12 protein-coding genes are annotated in these 13924 nt (G+C 69.6%); all 12 read right to left on the bottom strand.

Annotated elements, in window-relative coordinates; genetic code table 11:
* The coding region (gene tgt, locus JWR86_RS10965; protein ID WP_299564991.1) for a tRNA guanosine(34) transglycosylase Tgt at nt 1-1075 on the bottom strand (1075 nt) is incomplete at its 3' end.
* Nucleotides 1072-2157, bottom strand: a complete 1086-nt coding sequence (gene queA, locus JWR86_RS10970; RefSeq protein ID WP_299564993.1) for a tRNA preQ1(34) S-adenosylmethionine ribosyltransferase-isomerase QueA — start codon at nt 2155-2157, stop codon at nt 1072-1074. The genes queA and tgt, both read right to left, overlap by 4 nt.
* Nucleotides 2158-2177: 20 nt before the next feature.
* Nucleotides 2178-2648: a peptidylprolyl isomerase gene (locus JWR86_RS10975; protein WP_299564995.1), complete on the bottom strand. Its 471-nt coding sequence runs from the start codon at nt 2646-2648 to the stop codon at nt 2178-2180.
* Between the two features lie 69 nt (nt 2649-2717).
* Nucleotides 2718-3287: a peptidylprolyl isomerase gene (locus JWR86_RS10980; protein WP_299564997.1), complete on the bottom strand. Its 570-nt coding sequence runs from the start codon at nt 3285-3287 to the stop codon at nt 2718-2720.
* A gap of 57 nt (nt 3288-3344) precedes the next feature.
* Nucleotides 3345-3860 carry a pantetheine-phosphate adenylyltransferase gene (coaD, locus tag JWR86_RS10985; protein WP_299564999.1) on the bottom strand — a complete coding sequence of 172 codons (516 nt, stop codon included), beginning with the start codon at nt 3858-3860 and terminating at the stop codon, nt 3345-3347.
* 80 nt (nt 3861-3940) lie between these two features.
* Nucleotides 3941-6712, bottom strand: a complete 2772-nt coding sequence (gene gyrA / locus JWR86_RS10990) for a DNA gyrase subunit A (protein ID WP_299565001.1) — start codon at nt 6710-6712, stop codon at nt 3941-3943.
* Nucleotides 6713-6893: 181 nt separating this feature from the next.
* Nucleotides 6894-8027, bottom strand: coding sequence for a M20 family metallopeptidase (locus JWR86_RS10995; RefSeq protein ID WP_299565003.1), 1134 nt, complete (start codon nt 8025-8027; stop codon nt 6894-6896).
* Nucleotides 8028-8055: 28 nt separating this feature from the next.
* On the bottom strand, nt 8056-8571 hold the full coding sequence (ssb, locus tag JWR86_RS11000; protein WP_299565005.1) for a single-stranded DNA-binding protein: 516 nt from the start codon (nt 8569-8571) through the stop codon (nt 8056-8058).
* 363 nt (nt 8572-8934) lie between these two features.
* Nucleotides 8935-10275: an HWE histidine kinase domain-containing protein gene (locus tag JWR86_RS11005; protein WP_299565007.1), complete on the bottom strand. Its 1341-nt coding sequence runs from the start codon at nt 10273-10275 to the stop codon at nt 8935-8937.
* A 37-nt stretch (nt 10276-10312) separates the two neighbouring features.
* Nucleotides 10313-11713 (bottom strand): pyruvate dehydrogenase complex dihydrolipoamide acetyltransferase, encoded by a 1401-nt coding sequence (locus JWR86_RS11010; protein ID WP_299565010.1) that lies wholly within the window; start codon nt 11711-11713, stop codon nt 10313-10315.
* A gap of 68 nt (nt 11714-11781) precedes the next feature.
* Entirely contained in the window at nt 11782-12276 is a 495-nt protein-coding gene (locus tag JWR86_RS11015; RefSeq protein ID WP_299565013.1) for a hypothetical protein, read from the bottom strand.
* An 88-nt stretch (nt 12277-12364) separates the two neighbouring features.
* A complete protein-coding gene (locus tag JWR86_RS11020) occupies nt 12365-13828 on the bottom strand; it encodes a pyruvate dehydrogenase complex E1 component subunit beta (protein ID WP_299565016.1) in 1464 nt (487 codons plus the stop codon).
* Between the last annotated feature and the right edge of the window lie 96 nt (nt 13829-13924).

Here is a 13924-nt window from a genome sequence, read left to right on the forward strand (position 1 = left end):
CGTCGAGCGTCCCGGCTTCGATCGCGGCGCGAAGACGTGACATCAAGTCCTGGTAATAGCTGACGTTATTCCAGGTCAGCAGCATCATGCCCAGGATCTCTCCCGAGCGCACGAGGTGGTGCAGATAGGCCCGCGAATAGGTCGAGGAGGCGGGGCACGCGGAGGCCGGATCGAGCGGCCGCGGGTCCTCCGCGAAGCGGGCGTTGCGGAGATTGAGGCGGCCGTGCCGGGTATAGGCCATGCCGTGCCGGCCGGCCCGGGTGGGCATCACGCAATCGAACATGTCGACGCCGCGGAGCACGGAGGCGACCAGGTCGTCGGGTGTGCCGACGCCCATCAGATAGCGGGGCTTCGCCTCCGGCAGGTGCGGCACCACCGTTTCAAGGACCCGCAGCATGGTGGCCTGCGGCTCCCCGACGGCGAGCCCGCCGACCGCGTAGCCGCCGAGATCGAGCGCCACGAGCTCGCGCGCGCTCTCGATCCGGAGCACATCGCTTTCGCCGCCCTGCACGATCCCGAACAGCGCTCGGCCTGGCTGGCTGCCGAAGGCCCGAAGGCTGCGCTCCGCCCAGCGCAGGGAGAGGCGCATCGCCTTTTCGACCGCCGCCTCCGGCGCCGGCAGCCGGACGCATTCGTCGAGCTGCATCTGGATGTCGGCCCCGAGGAGGCCCTGGATCTCGATCGAGCGCTCGGGCGTGAGTTCGTGCGCCGAGCCGTCCACATGCGACCGGAAAGTTACGCCGTGTTCGTCGATCTTCCGCAGGCCCGACAGGGACATGACCTGGAAGCCGCCCGAATCGGTGAGGATCGGGTGCGGCCAGTTCATCATGGCGTGAAGGCCGCCGAGCCGGGCCACCCGCTCGGCCCCGGGCCTCAGCATCAGGTGGTAGGTGTTGCCGAGCACGATGTCGGCGCCGGTGGAGCGGACCTGCTCGGGCAGCATGGCCTTCACCGTGCCGGCCGTGCCGACCGGCATGAAAGCGGGCGTCCGGATCGTGCCGCGCGGGGTGCGGATCTCTCCGCGCCGCGCCGCGCCGTCGCGCGCCAGAACCTCGAATCCGAAGGGCGTGCTCACGCGGCCTCGCTGCGCTCGAGCAGGCAGGCGTCGCCATAGGAGTAGAAGCGGTAGCCGCTGTCGATCGCGGCCGCATAGGCCTGGCGCATCCGGTCGAGCCCGGCAAAGGCGGAAACGAGCATGAACAGGGTCGATCGCGGCAGGTGGAAGTTGGTCACGAGGAGGTCCACGGCCCGGAATCGGTAGCCCGGGGTGATGAAGATGCCGGTCTCGCCCGCAAAGGGCCGGACCAGCCCAGTCTCGTCGGCCGCGCTCTCGAGCAGCCGCAGCGAGGTGGTTCCGAGGGAGATGATGCGGCCTCCCCGGCTGCGGGCCGTGTTGAGGGCCTCGGCCGTGTCGGGGTCGATCTCGCCCCATTCGGGGTGCATGCGGTGCTCGGCGGTGTCCTCCGCCTTGACGGGCAGGAAGGTGCCAGCCCCGACATGGAGGGTCACGGCATGGCAGGAGACGCCCCGGGCCGAGAGCTGGTCCAGCAGATCGCGGGTCAGGTGCAGGCCGGCGGTCGGGGCCGCCACGGCGCCGGGCTCCCGCGCATAGACCGTCTGGTAATCCTGGAGGTCGCGCTCGTCCGCCGGCCGCAGGCCCGCGATATAGGGCGGCAGCGGCACCTCGCCGAGCGACAGCACGGCGTCGTCGAGCGCCGGTCCGTGCAGCGCGAAGCGCAGCGTGACCTCGCCCTCCTGGCCGCGCTCGGTCACCTCCGCGTCGAGGCTCGCCAGCAGGCAGGCCGTGCTTTCGCGCTCGTCGCCGAAGCGGATGCGATCGCCGACCGCGAGCCGCTTGGCCGGCCGGGCAAAGGCGAGCCACGTGTCGGGGCCGAGCCGGCGATGCAGCAGCACCTCGACCCGGGCCACCACCTCGCCCCGCACCCGGATGCCGCGCAGGCGGGCCGGGATGACACGGGTGTCATTGAGGACCAGCGCGTCGCCCGGGCGCAGCAGGTCCGGCAGGTCCGCCACCCGCCGGTGCGCAAAAGGCCCGGCGGGCGGCACGTGCAGCAGACGCGCCGCCCCCCGGGGTTCGGCCGGCCGAAGCGCGATCCTGTCCTCGGGAAGATCGAAATCGAACAGGTCGACGCGCATCCGGCCGCTACGGCTCGCGACTAGGCGGCGGCGTCGGCCGCGATGCGGGCCTTGACGATGCGGTCGGGGTCCCGGACCGGCTCGCCGCGCTTGAACTTGTCGACGTTCTCCATGCCGGACGTGACCTCGCCCCACACGGTGTACTGACGGTCCAGGAAGCTCGAATCGGCAAAGCAGATGAAGAACTGCGAATTGGCCGAGTTCGGGTTCGACGAGCGGGCCATCGAGCAGACGCCACGCTTGTGCGGAGCGGCGCTGAACTCCGCCGGCAGGTTCGGGTGCTTCGACCCGCCCGTCCCGGTGCCGGTCGGATCGCCGCCCTGGGCCATGAAGCCCTCGATGACGCGGTGGAACACCACGCCGTCGTAGAAGCCCTCGCGGACCAGCGTCTTGATGCGGTCGACATGGCCAGGCGCCAGGTCCGGCCGCAGCCGGATGGTCACCTCGCCCTGGGTGGTTTCGAAGATCAGCGTGTTCTCGGGATCGGACATCGTGTCAGGCTCCTCGTCCTGCTGGACGTTTGGGGAAGGCGTTCACCGGCCCGGTGCGCCGGTGCGGGTTCAGCCGGCGTCGGCCGCCAGCCGCATGCGGACGATCTTGTCCGGGTTCGACACGGTGCCGTTGTTCTGCTGCGTGCCCTTCTTGACCTTGTCGATCTGCTCCATGCCGGAGGTCACCTCGCCGACCACGGTGTACTGGCCGTTGAGGAAGGTCGATTCGGCAAGGCAGATGAAGAACTGCGAATTGGCCGAGTTCGGGTCCTGCGACCGGGCCATGCCGACGGTGCCGCGCCGGAACGGCGTCTGGGAGAACTCGGCCGGAATGTTCGGCAGGTCGGAGCCGCCGGTGCCGTTGCCGCGCGGATCCCCGGTCTGGGCCATGAAGCCCGGGATCACGCGGTGAAACAGGAGCCCGTCATAGAAGCCGCGCTTCACCAGCGCCTTGATCTGCGCCACGTGTTTGGGGGCGAGGTCCGGCCGCAGCCGGATGGTGACGCGCCCGTCCTTGGTCTCCAGATAGACCGTGTTGTCGCGGTCGCTCTGGCTCTGGGCGAGCACGGGGGTCGCGGCCACGAGGCCGGCGGCGCCCGCGAGCAGAGCCGCGCGGCGGGTGGGTTTCGAGCCTGTCATCCTCTGATCCTTTGAGCGAGGGATTGCGTGATCCTGGCGTCCTGGCGTCCTGGCCGCTCAGCGCGGCGGGCGCGGAAAGCGGGCGCGCAACCGTTCCGCCACCGCAGCCGGCACGAAAGCGGAGACGTCGCCCCCCATCTGGGCGATCTGCCGGACCAGCGTGGCCGTGATGGGGCGAACGGCCGGGGTCGGGGGCAGAAACACCGTCTGGATGTCGGGCGCCATGGTCTCGTTCATGCTCGACATCTGGATTTCGTAGTCGAAATCGGTGCCGTCGCGCAGGCCGCGGGCAATCAGGGTCGCTCCGGCCTGCCGGGCCGCGTCGACCGCGAGGCCTGAAAAGGTCACCACCTCCAGCCCGACGCCGTGATCCGCCGCGACTGGCCCCAGCACGTCGCGGATCATGGCGGCCCGCTCCTCGGTCGAGAAGAGGGGCGTCTTGCTGGAATGGATGCCGATGGCGACGACCACGCGCTCGGCCAGCGTGCAGGCGCGGCGCGCGACGTCGAGATGGCCGTTGGTGAGCGGATCGAAGGAGCCGCTGTAGAGGATGGCTGGGGCCCGGGCTGTCATGGGCCGGGCTTAAGGGAGCCCGGCCCGGGTATCAACGGCCCGCCGTCGCGATCGCCGCCCGCGGCCGCAACGGCGCCCCGTCAGGCCTCGGCCGGCAGGTCGCCCGATTCCGGCGGCGGCACGTCCTCGTCGCCCTCGCCGCCCTCGACATGCTCCACCGAGACGACGCGCTCGCCCTTGGCGGTCGAGAACAGCCGCACGCCCTTGGAGGCCCGGCTGGTGATCCGGATGCCGTCCACTGGGATGCGGATCAGTTGCCCGCCATCCGACACCAGCATGATCTGGTCCGACGTCTCCACCGGGAAGGCCCCCACGAGGTGGCCGATTTCGCCGAGCTTGGTCGGGTCGGTCGCCCGGATGCCCTTGCCGCCCCGGCCCGAGACCCGGAACTCGAAGGACGAGGAGCGCTTGCCGTAGCCGAACTCGCTCGCCGTCAGGATGAACTGCTCCACCCCGCCCATCTGGGCGTAGCGGTCGGGCGATACGAAGGCATCGCCCGTCGCGGCCTCCTCGGCCTCGGGCGTCGGCTCCTCCGGCTCGAGATCCTCGCCGGTGGCGGCCCGCCGGATCGCGCCGGACTGCTTGAGATAGGCCGCGCGTTCCAGCGGGGTCGCCTCGAAGTGGCGCAGGATGGTCATGGAAATGACCTTGTCCTCGCGCCCGAGCGAGATGCCCCGCACCCCGGTCGAATCCCGGCCCTTGAAAACGCGCACCTCGGGCACGGCGAAGCGGATGCACTGGCCGAGCGCCGTGGTGAGGAGCACGTCGTCCTCCTCGCGGCAGGTTGCGACGCCGACGATGTGATCGCCCTCGTCGAGCTTCATGGCGATCTTGCCGTTGCGGTTCACCTGCACGAAGTCGCTGAGCTTGTTGCGCCGCACGCCGCCGGAGGCGGTCGAGAACATCACGTCGAGCTTGTCCCAGGAGGTCTCGTCCTCGGGCAGCGGCATGATGGTCGTGATGCGCTCTCCAGTTTGGAGCGGCAGCATGTTGATCAACGCCTTGCCGCGGGCGTTCGGGGCTGCGAGCGGCAGCCGCCAGACCTTCTCCTTGTAGGCCTGGCCGCGGGACGAGAAGAACAGGATGGGGGTGTGGGTGTTGGCCACGAACAGGCGGGTGACGAAATCCTCCTCGCGGGTCTGCATGCCGGAGCGGCCTTTGCCGCCGCGGCGCTGAGCCCGGTAGGTCGAGAGCGGAACCCGCTTGATGTATCCGGCGTGAGAGACGGTTACGACCATGTCTTCACGCTGGATCAGATCTTCGTCGTCGACGTCGGAGGCCCAATCCAGGATCTCGGTCCGGCGCGGCGTGGCGAAGCTGTCGCGGGCGGCCGCCAGCTCGTCCTTGATGATCTGCATGATCCGGACGCGCGAACGCAGGATCTCGAGATAGCTTGAGATTTCGGTCGCAAGCCCTTGCAGCTCATCACCGACTTCGTCGCGGCCGAGGGCCGTGAGGCGGGCCAGGCGCAGCTCGAGGATGGCCCGGGCCTGGATCTCGGACAGCCGGTAGGTGCTGTCGGCCGCGATGCGGTGGCGCGGGTCGTCAACGAGCTCGATCAGGGGCGCAATATCGGCGGCCGGCCAGTCGCGCCCCATCAGCTGCTCGCGCGCCGTGTTCGGATCCGGCGCCGTCCGGATCAGGCGGATCACCTCGTCGATATTGGCCACTGCGATGGCGAGCCCGCACAGGACGTGGGCGCGGTCGCGGGCCTTGCCGAGCAGGAACTTGGTGCGCCGGCTGACGACCTCCTCCCGGAAATCCACAAAGGCCCGCACGAGGTCGCGCAGGTTCATGGTTTCGGGGCGGCCGCCGTTCAGGGCCACCATGTTGGCCCCGAAGCTCGTCTGCATCGGGGTGAAGCGGTAGAGCTGATTCAGCACCACGTCCGCCAGGGCGTCGCGCTTGATCTCGATGACGATCCGCATGCCGTCGCGGTCCGACTCGTCCCGCAGCGCCGCGATACCCTCGATGCGCTTTTCCCGCACCAGTTCGGCCATCTTCTCGATCAGGGTGACCTTGTTCACCTGATACGGGATCTCGGTGACGATGATGGCGTCGCGCTCGCGCACCTGCTCCACGTGGGTCTTGGCCCGCATCACGATGGAGCCACGCCCGGTCTGGTAGGCGGCCCGCACGCCGGCTCGGCCGAGGATGCTGCCCCCGGTCGGAAAGTCGGGGCCGGGCACGATCTCGATCAGCTCCTCGATCGAGATCGAGGGGTCGTCGATATACGCGATGCAGGCCTGGACGACCTCGCCGAGATTGTGCGGCGGGATGTTGGTGGCCATGCCGACCGCGATGCCGCCGGCCCCGTTGACCAAGAGGTTCGGGTACTTGGCCGGCAGCACGACCGGCTCCTGCTCGCGCCCGTCGTAATTCGCCTGGAAGTTGACGGTGTTCTTGTCGAGATCGTCGAGCAGCGGCATCACGGCCCGGTCGAGCCGGACCTCGGTGTAGCGTTCGGCCGCGGGCGGGTCGCCGTCGACGGAGCCGAAATTGCCCTGCCCGTCGATCAGCGGCAGCCGCATCGAGAAGGGCTGCGCCATCCGGACCAGCGCGTCGTAGATCGCGAGGTTGCCGTGCGGATGGTACTTACCCATCGTGTCGCCGGTGACGCGGGCGGATTTGTTGTAGGGCCGGTCCGGCGTGTAATTGTTCTCGTGCATCGAGAACAGGATGCGGCGGTGCACCGGCTTCAGCCCGTCCCGCGCGTCCGGCAGGGCCCGGCTCACGATGACGCTCATCGCGTAATCGAGATAGGACCGCTTCATCTCGTCGGTGATCGAGACGGGCCGGATGTCGGATTCCGGGGGGCGCTCGCCGCCGGGCGGGGTCTTGTTGTCAGCCAAAATCCGTCACTCGCGCTGTTCGGTCCGGTCTAGCCGATTCAGGGGGCGGCGACCAACCCGTCGCGAACGGGCGCCGTCGGCCGGCACGCGCCCACAATCCCAGTGCAGGAAACGGCTTAGCGGGTCGATGCTGATGTGGTGATGGAAGGCGGCCGGCGCAATCGTACCGGCGTCCACATGTTTACGCGTCGCGGAGGTTCCGGAGCAGGCTCACCATCAGCTCGGCCCGGACCACGAGGCTCGACACGAGCGCGTGCTCCTGCAGCGTGTGGGCGCCGTCCCCGTCGACGCCGAGCCCATCCAGGGTCGGCGTGCCGAGCGCGGCGGTGAAATTGCCGTCCGAGCCGCCCCCGGTCCGGGCGGCCTCGCCGAGGTCGAGCCCGAGTTCGGCCGCCAGCGCCCGGGCCTGGCCAAAGAGGGCCGCGATGCCGGGGCTCCTCTCATAGGGCGGCCGGTTCATGCCACCCCTCACCCGGACCGCCACGTCCGGCCCATGCGGCTGCAGACCGAGCAGCCGCCGTTCGAACTCCTGCCCGTCCGCTTCGCTCACCACCCGCAGGTCGACCGTGAAGCGGCAATGCTGCGGGATGACGTTCTCGGCCGTGCCGCCCGAGATCCGGCCGACCGACGTCGTGACCCCGCGCCCGTAATCGGTCAGCCGTTCGATGGCGGTGATCTGAAGCGCGGCCTCGCGAATGGCGGAGCGGCCGTCGGGGTGGCGCGAGCCGGAATGGGCGGGCCGCCCCTCGATCTCGACCTCGAAGCGGCCGACGCCCTTGCGGGCGGTGACGACGCGGCCGCCGTCCCGGGCCGGCTCGGTGACCAGCACGGCCGCGGCCTGCCGGCCCAGATCCTCGATCAGGCGGCGCGTGGTCGGCGAGCCGATCTCCTCGTCGGAGGTGAACAGGAACGTCACGGGGCGGCGCGCCGAGCCCTCGCGGGCCACGCGCAAAAAGGCCTGGAAGGCCAGATAGGCGCCCCCCTTCATGTCGTAGACGCCCGGGCCATAGAGCCGGTCGCCCTCCTGCCGGATCGGCAGGTCCCGGGCGAGCGTCCCGACGGGATGGACGGTATCGAGATGCGACAGGACCAGGATCCCGGGATCACCGGATCCTGGGCCGGCCCGCAGGATGAGGCTGTCGCCCAGCCCGTCGCGGCCCGGCACGCGCTCCCCCGCAACGGGCGCGGTCGCCGCTTCGGCCTCCACCAGGTCCATGGCCCGGTTCACGCCCGCGGCATCGTGGGTCGGCGACTCGACCGCCACCCAGCCCGAAATGCCGCGGACCAGATCGCCCTGCTCAAAGCTCGACGGCATGACGTCCCCTCAACCGGCGTAGCTGCCCCTAGAACGGGATGTCGTCGTCAAGGTCCTTGCCGTAGCTGCCGCGGCTTTCGTTTGCCATGGCGGGCTTGCGCTCCATCGGGCCGGAACGGCCGAAATCGCCGCCGCCCCGGCTTACCTGACCGCCGCCCTCGTCACCGCCCCCGAAATCGGACCCGCCGCCGGCGCGCCCGTCGAGCAGCGTCAGGTCGCCGCGGAAGCGCGAGAGGACCACTTCGGTCGTGTATTTCTCCTGGCCGGACTGGTCCTGCCATTTCCGGGTCTGGAGCTGGCCCTCGACATACACCTTGGAGCCCTTGCGCAGGTACTGCTCGGCGATCCGGCACAGGTTCTCGTTGAAGATCACCACGGAGTGCCACTCCGTCTTTTCCTTGCGTTCCCCGCTGGACTTGTCCTTCCAGCTCTCGGACGTCGCGATCCGCAGGCTCACGACGGGGTCGCCCGAGCCGAGGCGGCGGGTCTCCGGGTCACGCCCGAGATTGCCGACCAGGATCACCTTGTTCACGCTTCCGGCCATCACACGCACTCCATGGGCGGCCTTCCGCCGCCCACCTTTGGCTTTCACCTTGGCGAGGCGGAAGCTGGACGGCAAGGCCGCGCCGCTCGCCGTCCTCAGCTCGTCGTGTTCTATGTTTGTTCCCGTCGCGACACAAGCCCCCCGGCGGCCCACCGCCGCAGCCCGGAACTCGAGTTGATCGCGCCGTGTTCTTGCTCCGACACAGCATAGATCCAGATGCGGATCGCCGCGAGAGGAGATCACGAATGCCGTCGACGATTCTCTGCTTCGCGCTCGGCGCGATCGCCCCCATGATCAGTGTGGGTTGGCTGATCATGTACCACTAGGGCCGGCTGCAACGACTTCTGCGGCGGCCGCGGCCTCTCAATCCGGCTGCGGGACCGGCGCCTCGACCGTGCAGATGACGCCGGTGGGCGCGAAGACCATCTCCACCTCGCCCTCGAGGTCCTGGGCCAAGTTACGCTCGATCAGACGCGAACCGAACCCCCGGCGCTCCGGCGCGGAGACCGGCGGGCCACCTCTTTCGATCCAGGCGAGCCGGAAGGGGCGTTCGGGGGAACGGTTGCGGTCCACGCTCCAGGTGACCGAGACCCGGCCGGAGGAGGTGGAGAGGGCCCCGTACTTGACCGCGTTGGTGGCGAGCTCCTGCAAGGCCATGGCGACGGCGAGCGCGGCCCGGGGCGCGAGCCGCAGGCTCTCTCCCTTGATCTCGAACCGCTCGCCGGCATCGCCCCGATAGGGTTCGGCCGCCTGCTCGACGATGTCCCTCAGGTCGGCCCCCTCCCAGCTCTCGCGGGTGAGCACGTCGTGCGCGCGGGACAGAGCCATCAAGCGGGATTCGAAGGCGCGCCGGGCCTCCGCCGCATTCGCATCGCGGCGCAGACTCTGGGCCGCGATCGATTGCACCGTGGCCAGCGTGTTCTTCACGCGGTGGTTCAGCTCGTTGATCAAAAGGCGTTGCTGCAGCTCGCTTCTCTTACGTTCCGTGATGTCCCGATGCGCGCCGACCAGCCGGATGGCCCGCCCGGTCTCGTCACGCTGGATCTCGGCCGAAGCCGCGATCCAGCGGGTCTCTCCATCGTCCGGCCGGATGATCCGGTATTCCGCCGAATAGAGGAGGTCGTCGCCGGCCAGGGAGTCGCAAAAATGGCGGTGGGCGAGGTCACGGTCCTCCGGGTGGATACGGGCTACCCAGGCCTCGTGGCTCTCGTAGGCGGCGTCCGGGGGCAGGCCGTGCAGGCGCAGATATTCGGGCGACCGAATGTTGCGGAACCCGTCCCGCAGCTCGACCTGGAGCCCGCCGATCCCGGCGATGCGCTGAACGTGGGCCAGTTCGGCCTCGCGCTGCCGCAGGGCCTGCTCGTCGGCGCGGCGGTCGGTCACATCCCGGAACGACACGCCGATTCCGTCAGGAACGGGGAACACGCGCCCTTCGAGCCAGCGGCCGGGCCGGCTCGGCGACTCGATGAACAGGTCGAGCGGCGTCCCGGCCATGGCCTGCCGGAACTGAGCCTCGAGCCCGGCCACCCGGCCGACCGGGATCACGTCCCACAGGACACGGCCGAGGACCTCCGCGCGCGACCAGCCGAAGAACGCCTCGGCGCCCCGGTTGAACATGGTCAGGCGCCAGGCGCGGTCCGTCGCGTAGAAGCTGTCGTCGATTCCGTCGAGAATCGCGGCAAGCCGATCTTCCGTCTCGCTCATTCCGGAAGTGGAGCTGTCGCGATCGCGGCTGCCCCCTTTAGACCAGCATGGCGAGCGGGTTTTCGACCAGCTGCTTGAAGCCGGCGATCACCTCCGCCCCGAGGGCCCCGTCGATCGCCCGGTGATCGCAGGAGAGCGTGGCCGACATCACGGTCGCGACGGTGGGCTGGCCGCCCTTGGCCACCACGCGCTTCTCGCCCGCCCCCACCGCCAGGATGCTGGAATGGGGCGGGTTGATGATGGCCGTGAACTGCTTGATGCCGAACATGCCGAGGTTGGACAGGGCGGTCGAGCCGCCCTGGTACTCGTCCGGCTTCAGCTTCCTGGCCTTCGCCCGGGCGCCAAAATCCTTCATGGCGTTGGAGATGGCCGAGAGGCTCATGGTGTCGGCCTTGCGGACGATGGGCGTGATCAGCCCGTCGGGGATGGCGACGGCAACGCCGATATCCACGTGCTTGTGCCGCAGCATGGCGCCCTCGGTCCAGGACACGTTGGCGGCCGGCACCCTGATCAGGGCGAGCGCATGCGCCTTGATCATGAAGTCGTTGACCGAGAGCTTGTAGGCGGGCTTGCCGTCCCGGTCCTTGGGCGCACTCGCGTTCAGCTGCTCGCGCAGCGCGAGCAGGTTGTCGAGGTCGCAATCCACGGTGAGGTAAAAATGCGGGGTCGACTGCATCGAGGCCGCAAGGCGGCGCGCGATCGTCTTCCGCATCGTGTCGTGCGGAACCTCCTCGTAGGAGCCCGGCTGGAAGAACTTCTTGATCGTCTCGTCGGACATCGCCGGAGCTGCCCCCGGCCCGGCCGCCGGGGCGGCAGCGCTCGGTGTCGGGGCTGCAGCCGCCTCTGGCTTGGCGGGAGCCGCCTTGGCGCCGCCCGCCATGGCGGCCTGCACGTCCGCCTGGACGATGCGGCCATGCGGGCCGGAGCCCTGCACCTGAGCGAGGTCGAGGCCGCCGTCCTTGGCGATGCGCCGCGCCAGGGGCGAGGCGAACACGCGGCCGCCCTCCCCGGCAGCGCCGTTCGGCTTCCCGGCGGCGGGCTTCCCGGCGGCGGGCTGCCCGGCCGGTGCGACGCCCTTGGGAGCCTGGTCCACGCGGGCATAGCCCTTCTGGGCGTCATGATCGGGGGTTGCAGCCGGAGCCGGAGCGGCGGGCTTGGCCGCGGGGGCCGGGGTCCCGACGCTGGTCGGGTCCTCGCCTTCGGCCGCGATCACGCCGATGACCTGGTTCACCGGCACGTCGGCCGTGCCCTCGGGCACCGTGATCTTGGCCAGGACGCCCTCGTCCACCGCCTCGACCTCCATGGTCGCCTTGTCGGTCTCGATCTCGGCGATGATGTCGCCCGACTTGATGAGGTCACCCTCTTTTTTCAGCCACTTGGCCAGGTTGCCCTTCTCCATGGTGGGAGAGAGCGCGGGCATGAGGATGTTGGTCGGCATGGGTCAGGCCTCGGGCGCGGGCGGCATAGCGATGGGAATCAGAGCGCTCGGCGGGATGGCGGCGGCAATCATGGTGAGCGGCCTCCTGCCGGCGCGCGCGGTGCCGCCGGCCCGGAAGCCACGTTCGGCTCGGGCGCCGTGTAGGCGATGGCCAGCGGCATCCAGTAGCCGCGTCGGCGCGAAAGGCGCGCCTCCACGGTCTCGCCGGCATAGTCCACGGGGTCGGGCTCCCGGTCGTCGAATTCCGGCACGCCGAGCCCGCCGACATTGACGACCCCGATCGGCGCCTCGTCGCCCTGCACGGCAGCCACGTAGCTGCCGCAGGCGGCGCACAGGAGGTAGTCGGCGGTGCGGAGGCCGAAGCGGTAGCGAATCAACGCATCCGGGCCCTGCGCCCGCACGGTCGCGAGGCCGTCGGGATCGGAAATGGTGCGGGCACCGCGGCGGCCGCAAAAGCCACATTGGCAGGCCCGCAGCCGCAACGCGCTCGGAGCCTTGGACAGCCGGAGATCGACCTGAATCGCCCCGCAATGGCAGGAGCCGGCGGGAAGAAGTTCGTGCAACACGGACCTCAACCCTTCAGCCGTCCGGCCGCACGGCCCCCGTCGCGCCCGACCGGAGAAAGCTCGTCCCGGGTCACGGCCCGCATGCCTACCGGTAGCAGACGGCCTTGGCCGCCCGCACGACCTCGCCGACATTCGGCAGCGCCAGCTTCTCGAGATTGGCCGCATACGGCATGGGCACGTCCTTGCCGGTGACCCGCGCCACAGGCGCGTCGAGATAGTCGAACGCCTGCTCCATGATCTTCATGCCGATCTCGGCCGTGACGCCCGATTGCGGGAAGCCTTCCTCGACGGCGACGCAGCGGTTGGTCTTCTTCACCGATTCGATCACGGTCGCGATATCCATCGGCCGAATGGTGCGCAGGTCGATCACCTCGGCCTCGATGCCCTCCTTGGCGAGCTCCTCGGCCGCCTTCAGGGCGTAGGTCATGCCGATGCCGAAGGACACGATGGTGACGTCGGTGCCGGCCCGGTGCACGCGGGCCTTGCCGATCGGCAGCACGAAATCGTCGAGCTTCGGCACGGGCATCGACTGGCCGTACAGAATCTCGTTCTCAAGGAAGATGATCGGGTTCGGGTCGCGGATCGCCGCCTTGAGAAGACCCTTGGCGTCGGCCGCCGTGTAGGGAACGACAACTTTCAGCCCGGGCACGTTGGAGTACCAGGCGGCGTAGTCGTGCGAATGCTGCGCGCCGACCCGCGCCGCGGCGCCGTTCGGCCCCCGGAACACGATGGGGCAGCCCATCTGGCCGCCCGACATGTAGAGCGTCGTGGCGGCCGAGTTGATGATCTGGTCGATCGCCTGCATGGCGAAGTTGAAGGTCATGAACTCGACGATCGGCCGCAGACCGGCGAGCGCCGCCCCGACGCCGAGACCGGCGAAGCCGTGCTCGGTGATCGGCGTGTCGATCACGCGCTTCGGGCCGAATTCCTGCAGGAGACCCTGGGTCACCTTGTAGGCGCCCTGGTACTCGGCGACCTCCTCGCCCATCACGAACACGTCGGGGGAGCGGCGCATCTCCTCGGCCATTGCGTCGCGCAGCGCTTCGCGAACCGTCATCTGCACCATCTCGGTGCCCTCGGGCACCTCGGGCGCCGCGACCTGCTGCGGCTGCGGCGGGGTTGCCACCGCTGACGGCGCCTTGGGCGCAGCCGGAACGGTGCCGGGCGCCGCCGGAGGCTGCGATTCCCGGGCCTTCATCTCGGCCGCGGGCTGCTCGGCGGCGTTCGCCGCCTGAGCCTCGGTCTGGGCGGGTCCGGCCTGTCCGGGGCCGTTCGGCTTCGGGGCGGCTGCGGCCGAGACGTCCTCGCCCTCCGCGGCGATCACGCCGATCGGCGTGTTCACGGCGACGTTGTCGGTGCCATCGCCGATCAGGATCTTGGCCAGGATGCCCTCATCCACGGCCTCGACCTCCATGGTGGCCTTGTCGGTCTCGATCTCGGCCAGGATGTCGCCCGATTTGATCGGGTCCCCCTCCTTCTTCAGCCACTTGGCGAGCTTGCCCTGCTCCATGGTGGGCGAGAGGGCGGGCATCAGGATGTCGGTCGGCATCGAACGCTCGTGTCAGGATCAGAGGGCGACGAGGTCAGGCTCGCGCATCAAGCAGCACGTCGGTCCACAGCTCCGCGACATCGGGCTCGGGATCGT

The sequence above is a fragment of the Enterovirga sp. genome (assembly GCF_028290205.1).
In the GTDB taxonomy this organism is placed as follows: domain Bacteria; phylum Pseudomonadota; class Alphaproteobacteria; order Rhizobiales; family Beijerinckiaceae; genus Enterovirga.